The 16,318-nt window shown below is 46.8% G+C and carries 16 protein-coding genes; 7 read left to right on the forward strand and 9 right to left on the reverse strand.

The features are described 5' to 3' along the window. Window positions 1–11: 11 nt before the first annotated feature. Complete coding sequence (locus QUA33_RS00875; protein WP_333145713.1) at window positions 12–725, reverse strand: DUF3747 domain-containing protein; 714 nt, start codon at window positions 723–725, stop codon at window positions 12–14. Between the two features lie 432 nt (window positions 726–1,157). Then, window positions 1,158–2,150, reverse strand: coding sequence for a ribose-phosphate pyrophosphokinase (locus QUA33_RS00880; RefSeq protein WP_006635514.1), 993 nt, complete (start codon window positions 2,148–2,150; stop codon window positions 1,158–1,160). Between the two features lie 609 nt (window positions 2,151–2,759). Between QUA33_RS00880 and QUA33_RS00885 the strand changes: the two genes are divergently transcribed. The 4 genes from QUA33_RS00885 (at window position 2,760) to QUA33_RS00900 (ending at window position 7,408) form a co-directional block, all read left to right on the forward strand. Then, window positions 2,760–3,218, forward strand: a complete 459-nt coding sequence (locus QUA33_RS00885) for a GatB/YqeY domain-containing protein (RefSeq protein WP_190661707.1) — start codon at window positions 2,760–2,762, stop codon at window positions 3,216–3,218. Window positions 3,219–3,592: 374 nt separating this feature from the next. Beyond that, the gene (locus tag QUA33_RS00890) at window positions 3,593–5,284 is read left to right on the forward strand and encodes a serine/threonine-protein kinase (protein ID WP_333145715.1); all 1,692 of its coding nucleotides are present in this window, start codon (window positions 3,593–3,595) and stop codon (window positions 5,282–5,284) included. Between the two features lie 60 nt (window positions 5,285–5,344). Further along, the gene (bioD, locus tag QUA33_RS00895; protein ID WP_333145717.1) at window positions 5,345–6,052 is read left to right on the forward strand and encodes a dethiobiotin synthase; all 708 of its coding nucleotides are present in this window, start codon (window positions 5,345–5,347) and stop codon (window positions 6,050–6,052) included. 144 nt (window positions 6,053–6,196) lie between these two features. Beyond that, entirely contained in the window at window positions 6,197–7,408 is a 1,212-nt protein-coding gene (locus tag QUA33_RS00900) for a M20 family metallopeptidase (RefSeq protein WP_333145719.1), read from the forward strand. Window positions 7,409–7,451: 43 nt separating this feature from the next. On the opposite strand, the gene QUA33_RS00905 is transcribed toward QUA33_RS00900, so the two are convergent. Both QUA33_RS00905 and QUA33_RS00910 read right to left on the reverse strand, forming a co-directional pair. Next, entirely contained in the window at window positions 7,452–8,432 is a 981-nt protein-coding gene (locus QUA33_RS00905) for an aldo/keto reductase (RefSeq protein WP_333145720.1), read from the reverse strand. A gap of 67 nt (window positions 8,433–8,499) precedes the next feature. After that, on the reverse strand, window positions 8,500–9,891 hold the full coding sequence (locus tag QUA33_RS00910) for a glycoside hydrolase family 10 protein (protein WP_333099128.1): 1,392 nt from the start codon (window positions 9,889–9,891) through the stop codon (window positions 8,500–8,502). A gap of 229 nt (window positions 9,892–10,120) precedes the next feature. Here QUA33_RS00910 and QUA33_RS00915 point away from each other — a divergent pair, with 229 nt between their 5' ends. The 3 genes from QUA33_RS00915 to QUA33_RS00925 all read left to right on the forward strand — a co-directional run bounded on the left by QUA33_RS00915 (window position 10,121) and on the right by QUA33_RS00925 (window position 13,115). Continuing rightward, on the forward strand, window positions 10,121–11,383 hold the full coding sequence (locus QUA33_RS00915) for an FAD-dependent oxidoreductase (protein ID WP_333145722.1): 1,263 nt from the start codon (window positions 10,121–10,123) through the stop codon (window positions 11,381–11,383). A 125-nt stretch (window positions 11,384–11,508) separates the two neighbouring features. Next, the gene (locus tag QUA33_RS00920; protein ID WP_333145725.1) at window positions 11,509–12,171 is read left to right on the forward strand and encodes a DUF2834 domain-containing protein; all 663 of its coding nucleotides are present in this window, start codon (window positions 11,509–11,511) and stop codon (window positions 12,169–12,171) included. A gap of 194 nt (window positions 12,172–12,365) precedes the next feature. Next, window positions 12,366–13,115, forward strand: a complete 750-nt coding sequence (locus QUA33_RS00925; RefSeq protein ID WP_333145727.1) for a gamma-glutamyl-gamma-aminobutyrate hydrolase family protein — start codon at window positions 12,366–12,368, stop codon at window positions 13,113–13,115. A gap of 7 nt (window positions 13,116–13,122) precedes the next feature. Here QUA33_RS00925 and QUA33_RS00930 read toward each other — a convergent pair whose 3' ends face one another. The 5 genes from QUA33_RS00930 to QUA33_RS00950 form a co-directional block, all read right to left on the reverse strand. Next, on the reverse strand, window positions 13,123–13,311 hold the full coding sequence (locus QUA33_RS00930) for a CPXCG motif-containing cysteine-rich protein (protein WP_333145729.1): 189 nt from the start codon (window positions 13,309–13,311) through the stop codon (window positions 13,123–13,125). Then, window positions 13,295–13,756: an SRPBCC family protein gene (locus tag QUA33_RS00935; RefSeq protein ID WP_333145731.1), complete on the reverse strand. Its 462-nt coding sequence runs from the start codon at window positions 13,754–13,756 to the stop codon at window positions 13,295–13,297. The genes QUA33_RS00930 and QUA33_RS00935 overlap by 17 nt, the downstream gene beginning before the upstream one ends. Window positions 13,757–13,769: 13 nt before the next feature. Next, window positions 13,770–14,123: a transcriptional regulator gene (locus tag QUA33_RS00940; RefSeq protein WP_333145733.1), complete on the reverse strand. Its 354-nt coding sequence runs from the start codon at window positions 14,121–14,123 to the stop codon at window positions 13,770–13,772. 4 nt (window positions 14,124–14,127) lie between these two features. Further along, a complete protein-coding gene (locus QUA33_RS00945; protein ID WP_194008965.1) occupies window positions 14,128–14,460 on the reverse strand; it encodes a type II toxin-antitoxin system RelE/ParE family toxin in 333 nt (110 codons plus the stop codon). Window positions 14,461–14,581: 121 nt separating this feature from the next. Continuing rightward, window positions 14,582–16,219, reverse strand: a complete 1,638-nt coding sequence (locus QUA33_RS00950) for a radical SAM protein (protein ID WP_333145735.1) — start codon at window positions 16,217–16,219, stop codon at window positions 14,582–14,584. Window positions 16,220–16,318 lie beyond the last annotated feature (99 nt).

Consider the following 16,318-nt stretch of genomic DNA (forward strand, 5'->3'; position numbering starts at 1 on the left):
GCGAGTATGGCCTACGGTATTGGTATTTCCTGCGGTATTGGCTGCGGTGATGGCTGCGGTATTGGCTGCGGTATGGGCTGCGGTGTTGGTATTGGTATTGGTATTGGCTGCGGTATTGGCTGCGGTGTTGCTTCGGTATTGCCTCCGGTATTGCCTCCGGTATTGCCAATTTCTTCCGGCGCGGGTTGATTGGTAGTGAAATAAAAGTGACCTAATGTGCGGCCTTGGTAAGCTCTTTTACTCAAGCGCCAAGCAGGATCGAGACTGATTTTCATGAAGTCGTTTACATCGCCGTTTGTGCGCCCGATAATCACCGATTTACCTTGGTAATCTACCGGAGTTCCAATTAGTAGAACATTGCCATCAACAGTTTCCAAAGTTAGGGTGTATTTTAATGCTAAATCGGTGCCTGCCATGCGAATTGAAAAGCCATTGCTGTCAGTGGCGCGGCCACAAATACCGGTGAAATCAAAACTAACTAATAATGGATCGACTTTCACGGGATTAGACCCACTTTCGCTCCAGCATTTTCGCTTGTCAGAGACTTGTTCTAGAATTAGCAATTGGTAGCCGCCGGAAGGGCGGGGTTGGGCGATGACAATTACTCGGTCTTGGTTAATTTCGGTTTCGTCAAAAGTAAATGCTTTAGCCGAACCGATCGCGCCAAGTGTTAAAATTGCTGAACCTGCCAGTGCGGCCACTGTTCGTACAAGTGAATGTTTCATGATTTTTCCCTATTGGCTCCTGATTGTGATGAGACTTATCTAGAATATAAAAAAGTCGCCCTCTTCCAACAACAAGATAAAATTTTACCATCTCTTGTTCCGGTGGTACCAAGTGCGAGCGATCGGCGATTGCCACCTTGGTTCGTAGTGAAAACTCAATTCCGAGCGAATTTTAGGAGAACTTTCGTCCTCACTACAAAGTTATAACCGTTATTTTAGCGAGGAACTTTATAAGCTATTCGACCTCTAAATTGTATTTTCCGGGCAGGAGGGACGCCCACTCCACAAGAATTCAAGGGATATTTACAGTAAAATTTAGATGAGCCTGGAGTTATTACTTGCGGGAAACATCGCACTATTGAGCAAAAAAACGGTGCGTTACACTCTTGTTAACGCACCCTAAAACAAACATTCAAAAAGTGTCTTTGCCCTCTAGCGGAACATACTGCTAACAGAACTATCTTCGTGAATCCGCCAAATAGTTTCTCCGAGCAAATTGGCTACCGAAAGCACCGTCAACTGCTTAAAACGGTTCTCTTCCGGCACAGGAATTGTATTCGTAACAATTACCTCTTCCAGAACCCCGCTCGACAAACGCTCGATCGCCGGAGGCGAAAACACCGCATGAGTAGCACAAGCATAAACCTGCCTCGCACCCTCGCGGCGCAACAATCTCGCACCTTCAGAAATCGTGCCGGCAGTATCGATCATGTCGTCCACCAACACAGCAGTTTTGCCCCTGACATCACCGATAAGATTCATCACTTCTGCCACGTTGTGAGCTTGGCGGCGCTTGTCAATAATTGCCAGGGGAGCATCACCAAGCTTTTTGGCAAAAGCTCTCGCCCTAGCGACTCCGCCAACATCCGGCGAAACCACAACAATATCCGTCAATTGCTTGCTCGCCAGATAATCCAATAGTACCGGCGAACCGTAAACGTGATCGAAAGGAATGTCAAAATAACCTTGAATCTGAGCTGAGTGCAAATCCATCGCCAAAATGCGACCGGCCCCAGCTTCCGTAATCAAATTAGCCACTAATTTTGCAGTAATCGACTCTCTTCCGGCCGTTTTGCGGTCAGCCCTAGCATATCCGTAATAGGGGATGACGGCAGTAATTTGTCTGGCCGAAGCGCGGCGACAAGCATCGATCATAATTAACAATTCCATGAGGCGATCGTTTACCGGACAGCAAGTTGGCTGAATCAAGTAAACATCGCAACCCCGAATCGATTCTTGAATTTGAACGTAGAGTTCCCCATCAGCAAACCGCTTGCGAACCATCGGCCCCAAATCGATCCCCAGATAGCGAGCCACCTCTTGGGCGAGAGGAACATTAGCAGAACCGGAGAACAGCCGCAGACGGTCATGAGCGGAAACCGGCGGCTCGGGAAGCGGAAGCGGTAAAGTAGCAGAACGGATCACAGCAGGCCTCTTGCAGGACGTTTATTCCATCGCTATCTTACCATCTGAAACTAGAAATATTCAGCCAATTTTTTAATAGATTTAACTTTCGGGGCGACCACAAGTGTGAAGTCAACCGAATTGAATAGGACTTGCAGAAATATGTCCAACAAACCCGGTTTCTACCCCACATTCGGCATCCTTAACGGTCATAATCGGTTTTTACTTATTTTTATCGAGCCATAAAACTATGAATTATACTTTAATACCGTACATTAACGGACAAATTACTTTTTAAAGGCATAATTTATTACTGTAAAGATAGAGCATTCTGCGTAATTATGCTGTGTGACACCCCCAAGGTATGGAATGTGGGTTCTAGCGAACTCTGTACTGGCAGAAGTACGATCGCACTTGTGCCCCTGCGTCTAAAAGTTCTGGCGTGAGTCAATTTGGGGCCGAGGCTGGAAGTCTAGCAGCCCAAAATTCAGTCGAAGGCCGAAGGCATCCGGGTTCAATGCGATAAAAATGCCGCCAACAGGCAATAAACTTGAAAAATACTGTAAAAAAAGTTAAGAATCGGAAGCATACTCCAGATTTTTGATATTGGGCAAAGCAAGGTAGAAATCGATGAGCTTAAGAGAACGCATTGACGCAGAAATCAAAGCAGCCATGAAGTCCAAGGACAAAGTTCGCTTGGAAACAGTTCGCGGCATCAAGAAATTTATTCTCGAAAAAGAAGTCAGCCTTCGTCCCTCCGGCCAAGAGACGCTGACAGAAGCTCAAGAAATGGAAATTTTGATGCAAATAGCCAAACAGCGCCGGGATTCGATCGAACAATACCGCAAAGGTGGCCGCGAAGATTTAGTGGCACAAGAGGAGGCGGAGTTGGCAATTGTTGAAGAGTATTTGCCGCCGCAGATGTCAGACGAAGAGGTGAGTCAAGTCGTTGACGAAGTGATTGCTTCGGTTGGCGCTACTTCGGCAAAAGATATGGGCAAGGTGATGGGCAAGGCAATGCAGCAGCTTAAGGGCAAAGCAGACGGTAACAGAATTCAAGACATGGTGAAAGCAAAGCTTAACAGCTAGTTAGCTCAAACTCAAATCTTGCAGCACTTGCGATCGGCATTTCAGGGGCGGGCTATTAGCGCCACAAGAATATGGAACTTTGAACCCAACAGGAATCCGGGCTGTTGCTCAAAGTTGCTCAAACACTCCAGGACTCATCAAGACTAAAGAAACCGGGTTTTTTATCGGATCTGCAGGTTGCAACCTGTCTATTTTCGTGAAAAAACCCGGTTTCTCACCGTCATGGCGTCCAAGAATGTCAAAAAAATGTAAAATACTAACTTTGGTCGGGACTGGGGACTACAGAGAGTGAAGTCTGCTCAAGAGCATGAAAGACCTAGCATTACTAAGTCTGTGAGCGATCGTCTATTTTTTAACAGTTTCTACTTAAACTTATGCAGCCACCTATTGCTATTGGAACTCTCCTACAAAACCGCTACCGCTTGGTGAATATTTTAGGCCAAGGAGGATTTGGCCGGACTTATTTAGTAGAAGATTTGGGACGGTTTCAAGAACGCTGCGCCCTGAAGGAATTGATCCCTGTGCAAAGCGGGCCTTACGTTTTGGAAAAATCGAAGGAATTGTTTCAAAGAGAGGCAGCAATACTTTACCAAATTGGGCACCCGCAAATTCCCCAGTTTCGGGCAATATTTGAAGAGAACCAGCGTTTGTTTTTAGTGCAGGATTACGTGGAAGGGATGACTTACCGCGAACTGTTGCTCGATCGAACTTCAAATGGTCGCAGCTTCAGTGAAGCCGAAGTCTTGGTATTTATCCGGCAAATGCTGCCGGTACTCGCTCACATCCATGCCCGCGGCATCATCCACCGCGACATCTCCCCAGAAAATATAATTCGGCGCGAAAACGACCAAATGCCTGTGCTGATTGACTTTGGAGTGGTGAAGGAACTCGCCACCAAAGTCCAGTCTCCCGAAGGAACAGCCCACGCGACAACTGTCGGTAAAATCGGCTACGCGCCGATGGAACAGTTGCACAGCGGGCGAGCAACAGCCAGCAGCGACCTCTACGCTTTAGCTGTAACGGCGATCGTCCTGCTGACAGGCAAAGAACCGCAGGAATTGCTCGATCAAACAACGCTGCAGTGGAATTGGCAGCAGCGAGTGCAGGTGAGTACGGGTTTGGCTTTGGTGCTGAATCGGATGTTGAGCCGGTCTCCAGGCGATCGATATCAATCTGTCAGCGAAGTCGCCCAAGCACTCGATACCCAAACTAATCCTAAGCCTAGCCAGCCAACTGTACCGCCCGCGCCGCCAGCAGTGGTGCCGACAAACCCTTCGCTAATAGCAACGGTGGCCGTGGGCAGGCCGCCAGAGCCCGCCGCCCAGAGTTCCCCCCCGCCAAACCAGCCAGACCCGTTAAGTGAGCCTGCTGGCGACACTTTTTGGGACAATCCCATGGCTGCGATCGGACTGCTGGCGGGCTTAGTAATCTTGACGGGCTTCGGTTCCTGGGCTTTAGTCGGCTCATTTCTCAACAATTCGCGCCCCAAACCCACTCCGACACCGCCAGCACTCACAAGTCCGACGCCGACACTAACTCCGATACCAAACCCGCTACCCTTGCCAACCCCAACCCCACAACCTTTGCCAACCCCAACCCCGCAACCTTTGCCGGAAACGAGCCCAGAACCTTTACCGGAACCGAGCCCAGAACCTTTGCCGGAACCGAGCCCAGAACCTTTGCCGGAACCGAGCCCAGAACCTTTGCCGGAACCGAGTCCAGAACCCAGCCCAGAAGCCAGCCCAGAACCCAGCCCAGCGCCAACTCCGACACCAAAACCGACGCCCGCGCCGACTCCCGCGCCCAAACCGACGCCCAAACCGGCGCCCGCACCAACTCCCGCACCCAAACCGACGCCCGCGCCGTCGCCAACACCAGCACCAACTCCCGCGCCGACACCCGCACCGTCACCGGAACCGGCCCCAACACCCGCACCGTCACCGGAACCGGCCCCAACACCCGCACCGTCACCGGAACCGGCCCCAACTCCTGCACCCTCGCCGTCACCGGAACCCGCGCCGTCACCGGAACCAGCACCCACACCCGCACCGTCGCCAGAACTCTAAACTTCTGGCAAAATTCCCCTAGACTGAGGTTGAGGCCAATTATTTGTTAGCTATTTGTCAATGAACTCCTTGCTAATTGCTGGAACTGATACCGACGCGGGCAAAACTGTTTTGACCAGCGCTCTGGCTGCTTATTGGCAAATGTATTTTCCCGATCGCAGTTTGGGAATTATGAAGCTGTTGCAAACGGGAACGGGCGATCGCGAACTCTACAACCGTTTGTTTTCCCTCGACCAATCCCCCGAAGAACTCAATCCTCTGCACTTTGATGCGCCTCTAGCACCGCCGATCGCCGCCGAACGGGAGGGGAGACGTATCGAACTCGAAAAGGTTTGGACGGCGTGGCAAAGCCTCTCGGAGCGCAAGGATTTTGTGTTGGTGGAAGCTTTGGGAGGACTCGGTTCGCCTGTAACGTGGGAACTGACGGTGGCCGATATTGCCAGGGATTGGCGGCTGAGGGGGGTTTTGGTAGTACCTGTGAAGTTGGGGGCGATCGGGCAAGCTGTGGCGAATGTTGCTCTCGCCAGACACACTGGTTTTAAGCTGAGAGGAATTGTGCTCAATTGCGTTAAAGCTTATTCGGAACAAGAAATTGCCGATCTAGCGCCCGTTGATTTGATCCAGTCGCTGACTCAAATACCTGTGTTGGGTATTTTGCCGCATTTAGATGACCCGACTGACCTTGCTAAATTAGCTAAAGTTGCTTCAGATTTAGATTTAGAACAGTTACTGCCAGGGGTTAATTTAGTGCCTCAGACTTCTAAATAACCCTATTCTCAACACCTCTCTTTCTCTGCGTACTCTGCGGCCTCTGTGGTTAAAAACTAAGATTTTATTTTAACCGCAGAGAGCGCAGAGAACACAGAGAAAGAGAAGAGAGAGTTTCACAAATTGCTATAAGGAGAATGAAAAATGGTTTCTACTTTACCGAATTTAACTTCTGTAAATTTATCTCAGTTGCGGCTGGAAATTAGAAATTTGCAGCCTCAGCTAGTCGAATGGCGCCGCCTTTTGCACCAAAAGCCGGAGTTGAGTTTTGATGAAAATTTAACGGCGCAGTTTGTATCGCAAAAGTTGCAGGAATGGGGAATAGAGCATCAAACTAATATTGCTAAAACTGGTATTGTCGCCACTATAGACAGCGGCAAACCGGGGCGGGTTTTGGCAATTCGGGCAGATATGGATGCTTTGCCTATTCAAGAGGAAAATGAGGTGGATTATCGATCGCAGCATGATGGAATTATGCACGCTTGCGGTCACGACGGCCACACTGCGATCGCCCTCGGTACTGTCTGTTATCTCGCAAAGCACAAACACAGCTTTTCGGGTAAAGTAAAATTTATTTTTCAGCCCGCCGAAGAAGGGCCAGGAGGCGCAAAACCGATGGTTGAAGCGGGAGTTTTGAAGAATCCTGATGTTGATGCGATCGTGGGCTTGCATTTGTGGAACAATCTACCTTTGGGTACTGTAGGCGTCCGCAGCGGGGCTTTGATGGCGGCTGTAGAAGTTTTTGAGTGCACGATTTTTGGCAAAGGTGGACACGGCGCAATGCCACATCAGACTGTGGACTCGATCGTAGTTACAGCCCAAATTGTCAGCGCGTTGCAGGCAATTGTCGCGCGGAACATTGACCCGATCGACTCAGCGGTAGTAACTGTTGGCAAATTCCACGCAGGCCACACCCACAACGTCATTGCCGACACCGCTCAAATCGGTGGCACGGTGCGCTATTTCAATCCAGCATATCAAGGTTATTTTGCACAGCGAATCGAGCAAGTAATTGCCGGAATTTGTCAGAGTCACGGGGCAAATTACCAATTAGATTATTGTTCGCTTTACCCGCCAGTTATTAATGATTCGAGAATAGCTGAATTGGTCCGCGGCGTGGCAGAATCAGTTGTCGAAACTCCTGCAGGAATCGTTCCCGAATGCCAAACAATGGGCGGCGAGGATATGTCGTTCTTTTTGCAAGAAGTTCCCGGTTGTTATTTCTTTTTGGGTTCAGCAAATCCAGAGAAAAACTTAGCTTACCCGCACCATCACCCGCGTTTTGATTTTGATGAAACTGCGCTGGGGATGGGTGTAGAAATGTTTGTGCGGTGTGTGGAAAATTTTTGCGGTTAGCTTTATATGTAGGGTGCGCAGTCCGCACCTTACCGCTATCTAATTATCTAGTTTGAAAGATATTCTGCACCATTTTCTTATCTACACTCGCCGCCGCTTTATCCAATTCGGCAATCTCGCCCGAGTCTAACTCCCACCCCAAAGCACCAATATTATCCCTCGCCTGTTCCACAGATTTAGCCCCCGGAATCGGAATAGTTTCTTTACAGATGCACCAGTTGATGGCTACCTGCGAAACAGTCTTGTTCCTGAATGCCGCTATTTCTCGCAAACACTCCAAAAGCGCTCGCATTCCCGGAAGTAGCTGCTTGCACGCCAAACCTCGGATACCTTTAGGAAGAGAGCCGTTTTCGGAGTATTTACCCGTCAGCAACCCCAAGGCTAGAGGACTGTAAGCAATCAATTTTATACCCAATTCATCGCAAACATCTTTCAATCCGAGTTCTGTTACCGGATAGGTGGAGAGTAGCGAATATTGCACTTGTAAAGTAACAATAGGAATTTGGCGATCGCTAAATTTCTGATGCACCCATTTCAGGCGTTTCGGCCCGTAATTAGACAAGCCCACTCCCTTGACCAATCCTTGCTCGTAAAGGTCAGCCAAACCGTCTAAAAGCGCCCCCTCTTGCCAAGGAGCGTAATTGGCTGTAGACCAGTGCATTTGTACCAAATCTACATTTTTTCCGAGGCGCGCAGCAGAGGCTTTGCAAGCCGATATCATTGATTGTCGCGTCAGTCTCCAAGGATAAGCAGCCAGTTTTGTCGCAATACAAATACTGTCTTTATTTTTATCTTGATATTCTTGATAAAACTGCCCCAAAAGCTGCTCGCTGCGTCCGTTTAATTTCCCTGTTCCGTAAGAGTCGCCGGTATCGAATAAAGTGACGCCGTTACTAACACAAAGATTGAAAACGGCTTGCAATTCCTCGTCCATACTTTCATTGTAGCCCCAGAGAAATCTGTTGCCCCAGGCCCAAGTGCCACAGCCCATTTGTGGAAGTAAAAGTTTTTGGTTAGTTTGCATTTTTATTGATGATTAATGATTGATCTCGCGGTAAGGTGCGCTAGGCGCACCCTACTTTTTAATTATTTTACGTGGTTGGTAATGGGGAAGGTTGGCTGTTTTTGGTAGGTTGCTCTGGCTTAGCTTTCGGGTCTGGTTTGGGTGGCGCAGGCGGAGGAAAAGTCGCCGCGCGTCTGGGTATTTGTAGCGCTGTTCGGAATGCAGAAGACGGGAAGAAAGCACTAAATTGAGAAAGTCGATGGGCGAGGGGTTCTGGTGCATATTCCCACAAGCTTTCGTAGTAGAAGAAAGCGACACCTAAGCCGTATCCTTGGACTGCTTGCACCTGAGATTTAATTTGGTGAATCGGTACTGGGTTATTCCTCAAACCTGTCATAATCCCAACTCCGGTGGGAATTTTTTGCTGTGCTTCTTGCATTTCTGGACGGTTAATTTTGTCCACAAATGATTCTAGATTGGGACGGTAGACTTGCACGATTAGCTCGTCGGCAATATCCAAACGCACCCAAGCCAGCCAATCTTGTAGGTGATGTTTGTAAGCAAAATCGTAATAATTGGGAGAAATCGAGAAAATTGCATTGGGTTTGACTGCTTTGACGGCTTGATTTAGCTGCGACATAAAAGCCGTAATTTTATTGGCTCGCCACTGCACCCATGCTGGATTTTGAAAATCTTTGGGCGGAGCTTTTTTTGTTTCTTTGGTATACAAAGCAATTGTGTAGTCATCGTAGCCAAATTCTGCCGGCAAACTCATGTGGTCGTCAAATTGAATGCCGTCGGCGTTGTATTGAGTGGTGATTTCTAGTACGAGTTCGGTAATGAATTGCTGGACTTCTGGATGAAAGGGATTGAGCCAAACTACTTCCCCGCCCGCGTCGTTTGATGTTTGGCTGCCGTCCTGTTTTTGGGTCAGCCACTCGGGATGATTTAAGGCTAATTCTGATGTGGGGGGAGCCATGAAACCAAACTCAAACCAAGGAATCACTAACAGGCCTTGGCGGTGAGCTTTATCAATTAAATCGGCGAGCATATCTTGTCCGTCTAACCCTCTGTAAACAAAGGGTTGAATGTCTCTTTGCTGCGCTACATAGCTGGGATACATTGCATAGCCAGAATTCCAGACTACGGGATAAATTGTGTTGAAATTTAACCGCTTTAATTGGCTGACAGCATCTCCTAGTTTGCGACGATCTCTGAGAATGTCTTTGTCGTTTGTCGTCATCCAAACGCCGCGAATTTCCTGGCGGGGTTGCTGGGCGATCGCCGGAATGAAGTTGTTCGCTAGCAATACTATAATGAATGAGAGGGCAAACAGAAGCGGGAAAAGAGTTTTAATCGATCGCTGCCAACTGCGCGGAATGATGCGTAATGTCATAGTTTTGAATGGTGAGTTAGCTATTGAAACACACCCCGGCATAATTTGGTGATAAAATTTGCTCGCTCTACAGTCTACAGCCATTGGCGCTGAATGTGGAATCGGTTAAGTGCAATAGGTGGATTGATGTTATGCGATCGCCACTGAGCGAAGTATAATCTATGAGACAGAGAGTAGATGAGAGCATTATGTCAAAGTGCTGGGAAATCATTCATTACGCACTGCAAGCTCTCTTTACCGGACAGTGTGGCCCAAGGAATGCGAGTGCTGTACAATATCGGTGCTGGAATATTTCGATCGAACATCTGTAATTGTGAAACATTTAGTGTTAATTGGTGGCGGTCACAGTCATGCTATTGTATTAAAAATGTTCGGCATCAAACCGCTGCCTGGAGTGCGTTTGACTCTGATTAGCGATGTCCTGCACGCGCCTTATTCGGGAATGCTGCCGGGGCACGTTGCCGGGTTTTACGGTTATGATGAATGTCACATCGATTTGCGATCGCTCGCTGAATTTGCTGGATGTCAAATATTGGTCGATCGGGCGATCGCGATCGACTTTAACAAAAACTTAGTTATTTGTCAAACTCACCCTTCGGTTAATTTTGATTTGCTTTCTGTGGATATCGGCAGCACTCCCGCGACTTTATCTGTACCGGGTGCGGCAGAATATGCAATTGCAGCTAAACCCGTACCGGAGTTTTTAGCTAGCTGGAATCAGTTGATACAATCTAGGCAAAATCATCCCGATAAACCGCTGCGGATCGCAATTGTCGGTGGCGGTGCAGGTGGTGTAGAATTAGCCTTAAATATGCAATCTCGATTGGGGAAGGAAGAGGGGTTCGGCAACGGATTCTGTAACGGATTTAACGGATGGATATTAAGGTACACCGAAAGACATAAAAGAGAAAAGGGAAGGGGGAAGAAAGAAGAATTAGAAATTCATTTGTTTCACAGCCGCGCTGAATTGATGCAGGGACACAATCAGCGGGTGCGCCGACGCCTTAAAGAAATTCTGATTAATCGTGGCGTTAAAGTGCATTTGCAGGAAAAAGTCTGTGCAGTAAAAAAGATTGAGAGAGAAACCAACCCTCAATTCCCTACCAATTACCAAATTTCCTGTAAATCAGGTTTAGAATTAGAGTGCGATCGCATTTTTTGGGTGACACAAGCATCGGCAGCCAATTGGATCGCAGAATCCGGTTTAGCAGCCGACTCAAACGGCTTTATGCAAGTCAACGATTGCCTGCAATCAGTCTCTCACCCCAACGTATTTGGGGCTGGCGATATCGCTGCGATGGTTAATTATCCCCGTCCCAAAGCAGGCGTGTTTGCCGTGCGTCAGGGCAAACCGCTGTTTGAAAACTTGCAGCAGTTTTTATTGCGAAAACCCCTCAAACCCTTTGCACCGCAGGAACAATACTTAGGGTTAATTGGTACTGGGAATAAAAGGGCGATCGCATCTCGCGGATCTTTCATGTGGGAATCGGCGCTGCTGTGGTATTGGAAAGATTGGATCGATCGCCAATTTATGCAAAAATTTAGCAATCTGCCCAAAACCCGCAATACCCAATAGCAATACATTCAGATATTCTCCTCTCTTCCTCTGCGTCAATAGCGTCCTCTGCGGTAAATAAAAAAGTCTTATTGAAAAACCCTTTAAGATTGTTATAGTAATATCAGAAGTCAGAAAAACTAACTATGTTCAGAAAAATTGGATTTGGGCTGCTGTGGATTGCATTTATCACCTACGCCTTTGTATTTGCACCACCCGACAGCCCAGAAAAAACCATCACACTAATTACCAATCTTTCCACAGGCAAAATAGCAGGCATCAACCCTTTAATTGTAGCTTTATTCAACATCATGGGAGTCTGGCCGCTCATCTACAGTTGCGTCTTATTTGCTGACGGCAGGGGGCAGAAAATACCTGCATGGTTATTTGCCACTTTATCCTTTGGCGTCGGTGCCTTTGCCTTGCTGCCTTATTTAGCCCTGCGGGAACCGAATCCAGAATTTCCCGGTCATAAAAATATCTTTTTAAAGATATTAGACTCCCGTTTTACTGGAATTTTCTTAACATTAGCTGCTGTTGGTTTAGTTGCCTTTGGCTTGACAAAAGGCGATTGGTCTGATTTTATTGGACAGTGGCAAACCAGCCGTTTTATCCATGTAAGCAGTTTAGATTTTTGTATACTTTGCCTGCTATTTCCTGCCTTATTAGGAGACGATATGGCGCGCCGAGGAATGCAGAACTCTACAGCATTTTGGGCAGTAACATTAGTACCGCTGTTCGGGCCGTTGGCTTATCTGTGTACGCGCAAACCGCTGCCAGAAACTAATACTAAAACTGTTACAAATTAGACAGCCGTGCAGGGAATTTTCAGTTTAATCTAGGAATAAATCACAATAAATCAGACAAGAAACAGGCAAGATGCCTGTTTCACAATAAGTAAGTTTTATTGTGGGTGGGCTTGGAGTCCGCCGATAAAAGACTGATTACAAATAGTGCAAAATCCGAGTATTAATCTAAATAATTATTTCCCAGTTTCTAGCAAATGAAAAAATTTCCTATCGTTGGCATCACAACACATAACCGCTGTTCAGCAGGCGCATATCGCTTAAATGGAACTTATATTGATGCTGTTCAGGCGGCTGGTGGCATTCCGATTTTATTGCCGCCCAATCAATTAGATCCGGGTAGTATTTTGGATGCAGTAGATGGTTTGATTTTTTCCGGGGGCGGAGATATCAACCCAGAACTTTATGGCGGTTATGTCGATCGCACAGTTTACTCGGTTAATGCAGAACGCGACAATTTTGAATTAAGCTTAGCAAAGCTAGCTTTGAAAGCTGATATACCTGTGTTGGGGATTTGCCGGGGAATGCAAATGTTGAACGTAGCCAGCGGCGGCAGTTTGGTGATTCACGTACCGGATGCTTACGGAGATGAGGTTAATCACGGATCGGGAATTCCCCCGCGTGCGATCGAGCATACCATTGAAATTGAGCCAAACAGTCGGCTAGCAAAAATTATGGGACAAACTTCAACAACAGTTGTTTCCTGGCATCATCAAGCAGTGCGGAAGGTAACATCCGATTGGCGAATTGTAGCCGATGCACCTGACACTTTGGTAGAAGCAATGGAACACTGCTATCACCCTTGGATGATAGCAATTCAATGGCACCCGGAAATGTCACCAAACTGTTCGTTCAACTCTCGAATTTTTCAGGCTTTCGTAGAAGCAGCAGCTTCAAGATTTATGAATTCTACCAAGTCTGCATCAAATGCAATTCATACATTTTGATAGTCACTTATTCTTGATAGTCAGTATCTATTTCAATATCCAGGGTATCTTCATCTATTCTGACATACAGAACATTCGGGCGACAACAAACCTGACAATCTTCGATATAAGATTGCTCCATACCACCGCTAATATCAACAAAAGTTTTACTCTGTTCGCCGCAGAAAGCACAGTAATATTCAGCCGTTGTTGGCATTTTTCTCGCACTCTCTTTTTGTGACTTCGTGGCGGTAGCGAAACATATCTGTTAACCGCATTTCCACCCACCAACCTAACAGCAAATCGACAATCGGGCCGCCCGGTATCGAAAATGCGATCGCATCTGTCAATCTAGTTTTGCCATTTTCTGAGGTAAACTCGTGTCGGTGAGTCCAACGTGCCATTGGCCCCTCAGTTTGTTCATCAACAAACAAGCGATATTGTTCGCACCGAGTGTGAGTCGCCACCCATTTTACAGGAATCGGCCCCAATAACAGGCGAAATTCTGATACAGCACCCACATCGAGTCCCCCTTCGCGGCGAATGATTTTCACCGGTTGCCAAGGCGGAGTCAAAAGTTGCAGAATGTCGGGCCTTTCGTGAAAGTTCCAGACTGCTTCAACGGTGGCATTAATCAGCGACGAATATTTAAAATTGGGCATTTTCTAGATTAAGTTAAACAGTTATTTCCGATCGCGTTTCAGCATTTGCAGTATTATCCTCTGTATCCGTACAAACAGCAACAGTTAGTTTCAATCCAAAAGCATTCAGCCAAGTTCCTAGATTGTAAATCGCATCATTTCCTTGCTGCGATAGCAATTCATCCAGTTTTTTTAAGTGCAATTCATATTCTTCAGGAGTCATTTTCGGTTGACCCAAAGCTTCTGCTACATCGCCCAGAGCAAGTTTCAGCAATTCAGGTTCCGGGTCGATTTCCTCTATAGTTGCCGTTATATAGGCGGCTGACAATGCCGGGTTTTTTCTCAGAGATTCAATCAAAAACGGATGATCTGGAATACTTTTAGCCATTGTTTTAAATCCTGTTGTAATCTGTCCAGTATTCTTTTGCTTGGAGGATATCTCGGTTTTGAGTGCTTTTATCTCCACCGCAGAGGAGAAGCACAATTGTTGTTCCAACTTGCCCAAAATAGATTCGGAAACCAGGGCCATAGTCTATTCTGAGTTCGCAAACTCCTTCTCCAACTGAACGATAGTCTCCCAAATTACCAGTAACAACCCGATTTAGCCTAGATCGAATCTTGGCTTGAGTGTTTGTATCTTTGAAGGAATCAAACCACTCAGCGAAAGGTACTCTGCCATCTGAGGTGACATAACGCTGAATTTCCTTGGGTTGAACTTCTGGCATAATTGTATTATAGTACGTCGCTCCTTATTTTATCTTGTTAAGTTAGCTTTCAATCTACTTACTTGCAAAGATGCGATCCTCTTCGAGGGCTTCGCTAACGCACTTTCGCATCCGCTATTTCCTAAGTCGTCAACTGCAAATCCTTCGTCCTAAAATGACTCATCGCCTCAGCCAAATGCTTCTTCAAAGTCGCCTCCGGTAGCGGCCCTTTTAAATGACTCCAAGGCAAAACCTGCTCCAATTCCCACTCTTGAAAAACATAAAAATCCATCTCAGGCAACTGTCCCCGCAACTCCTTAAATGCCCGTCGATAACTGCCCAAAGTATCGCCGTAATGCCGCACTAATTCCAACAGCCGAGACAACCGCCGATCGCCTCTAGAGAGCAACCCCTGAATCACAGACCAGTTATAGCTTTCAGGTCTAAATTCTAAACCTAACTTCCGCAATTCTTTATCTAAAAACTTCAGCCTCTTCTCTGCATCTTTATTCACTCCAAACCACTGAAAAGGAGTGTGAGATTTCGGGACAAAAGTGCTGCATCCCAGAGTCAACCGCAAACCGGGAACAGCTTTTCTAATCGCCCGCATCATTGCTACCGTTTCCTCTAAATCCTCCATCTCTTCACCTGGAATTCCCGCCATTCCGTAAAGTTTAATTCCCTTTAATCCACCAGCTTTAGCATTGATAGCAGCTTGAATAATTTCGTCATTGGTGAGTTTTTTGTTAACGATTTTGCGGAGGCGATCGCTCCCGCTTTCCACGGCAATCGTCACAGATTTGCTGTCTCTGTTTGTCAAAATTTCTGCTAGCTTAACTGTCACCGTATTCGTCCGTACCGAAGAAAGACTCAAGCGCACGCCGTCGTATTTCGGATGATTCAAATGAGCCAGCAACGCTTCAAATTCCGGGTGCTGAGTCACCGAAGCACCCAACAAACCCAAACGATTAGTCACAGCTAAACCGCGATCTATCGCCGGAATTAACGAATCCTCCAAACTCGCCGTTCTAAACGGCAAAGTCAGATAACTTGCCAAACAAAAACGGCACATTTCTGGACAACTACGAACCACTTCCACCATGTAAATATTTTCCCAAGCCGCTTTTTCCGTCACTACAGTGGAAGCAGATAAAGTATTGCCGCGATACGTCTGTTTTTCAACCATACTGGGAATTCCCAAATCAACAGGCTGAATCGATTTAATCCCCTCAGTCGCATCCAGATAAGTTACTTCGTACAAACTGGGGACGTAAACTCCCGGAACTTGGGCTAAATGCCGCAATTGAGTTTTTCTGTCGGCGGTACGGACTTCTTTACAAGCATCAATAAAATTGTCTATGAGATGTTCGCCATCTCCCAGCAAAATCACATCAAAAAAATCGGCAAAAGGTTCGGGATTAGCCGTAAAAACCGGGCCACCGCCGAATACTATCGGATGATTATCAGTTCGTTTTGACGCCCAAATCGGAATTTCTAGAGATTCCAATAAATTGAGAATATTTACATAGTCTAGTTCCCAAGAAAGCGAAAATCCCAGTAACTCTGGATGTCGGGGAAGTGGTTCGCGAATATCAGTAAATAAACGACCTACTTCAATATCCGATCGCACCGCCAAAGTTGCCCATACTATCTGATAGCCGAGACTGGTAATACCCACCGTGTACTCGTTGGGAAAAGCAAAAATAGTCGGGATAGCGTCAGCATCGGGCGTTGCTGGGGCAAATAGTAAGCGTTCTTGGGCAAATGGATTAGGAGTCATCCGATTTTAGATTTTAGATTTTAGATTTTAGATTGGGGAGTTTAGATTTTAGATTTTAGATTGGGGAGTTTAGATTTTAGATTGGGGAATTTATCCCAC

It is taken from the genome of Microcoleus sp. Pol14D4 (assembly GCF_036701245.1).
Taxonomy (GTDB): Bacteria; Cyanobacteriota; Cyanobacteriia; order Cyanobacteriales; family Microcoleaceae; genus Microcoleus.

What these genes read in the sequence shown, in the direction of transcription:
- QUA33_RS00875 (WP_333145713.1), bottom strand. Translation starts at nt 725, where the DNA reads ATGAAACATTCACTTGTACGAACAGTGGCCGCACTGGCAGGTTCAGCA.
- QUA33_RS00885 (WP_190661707.1), top strand. Translation starts at nt 2,760, where the DNA reads ATGAGCTTAAGAGAACGCATTGACGCAGAAATCAAAGCAGCCATGAAG.
- QUA33_RS00890 (WP_333145715.1), top strand. Translation starts at nt 3,593, where the DNA reads ATGCAGCCACCTATTGCTATTGGAACTCTCCTACAAAACCGCTACCGC.
- bioD (WP_333145717.1), top strand. Translation starts at nt 5,345, where the DNA reads ATGAACTCCTTGCTAATTGCTGGAACTGATACCGACGCGGGCAAAACT.
- QUA33_RS00900 (WP_333145719.1), top strand. Translation starts at nt 6,197, where the DNA reads ATGGTTTCTACTTTACCGAATTTAACTTCTGTAAATTTATCTCAGTTG.
- QUA33_RS00905 (WP_333145720.1), bottom strand. Translation starts at nt 8,432, where the DNA reads ATGCAAACTAACCAAAAACTTTTACTTCCACAAATGGGCTGTGGCACT.
- QUA33_RS00910 (WP_333099128.1), bottom strand. Translation starts at nt 9,891, where the DNA reads ATGGCTGTAGACTGTAGAGCGAGCAAATTTTATCACCAAATTATGCCG.
- QUA33_RS00920 (WP_333145725.1), top strand. Translation starts at nt 11,509, where the DNA reads ATGTTCAGAAAAATTGGATTTGGGCTGCTGTGGATTGCATTTATCACC.
- QUA33_RS00925 (WP_333145727.1), top strand. Translation starts at nt 12,366, where the DNA reads ATGAAAAAATTTCCTATCGTTGGCATCACAACACATAACCGCTGTTCA.
- QUA33_RS00930 (WP_333145729.1), bottom strand. Translation starts at nt 13,311, where the DNA reads ATGCCAACAACGGCTGAATATTACTGTGCTTTCTGCGGCGAACAGAGT.
- QUA33_RS00935 (WP_333145731.1), bottom strand. Translation starts at nt 13,756, where the DNA reads ATGCCCAATTTTAAATATTCGTCGCTGATTAATGCCACCGTTGAAGCA.
- QUA33_RS00940 (WP_333145733.1), bottom strand. Translation starts at nt 14,123, where the DNA reads ATGGCTAAAAGTATTCCAGATCATCCGTTTTTGATTGAATCTCTGAGA.
- QUA33_RS00945 (WP_194008965.1), bottom strand. Translation starts at nt 14,460, where the DNA reads ATGCCAGAAGTTCAACCCAAGGAAATTCAGCGTTATGTCACCTCAGAT.
- QUA33_RS00950 (WP_333145735.1), bottom strand. Translation starts at nt 16,219, where the DNA reads ATGACTCCTAATCCATTTGCCCAAGAACGCTTACTATTTGCCCCAGCA.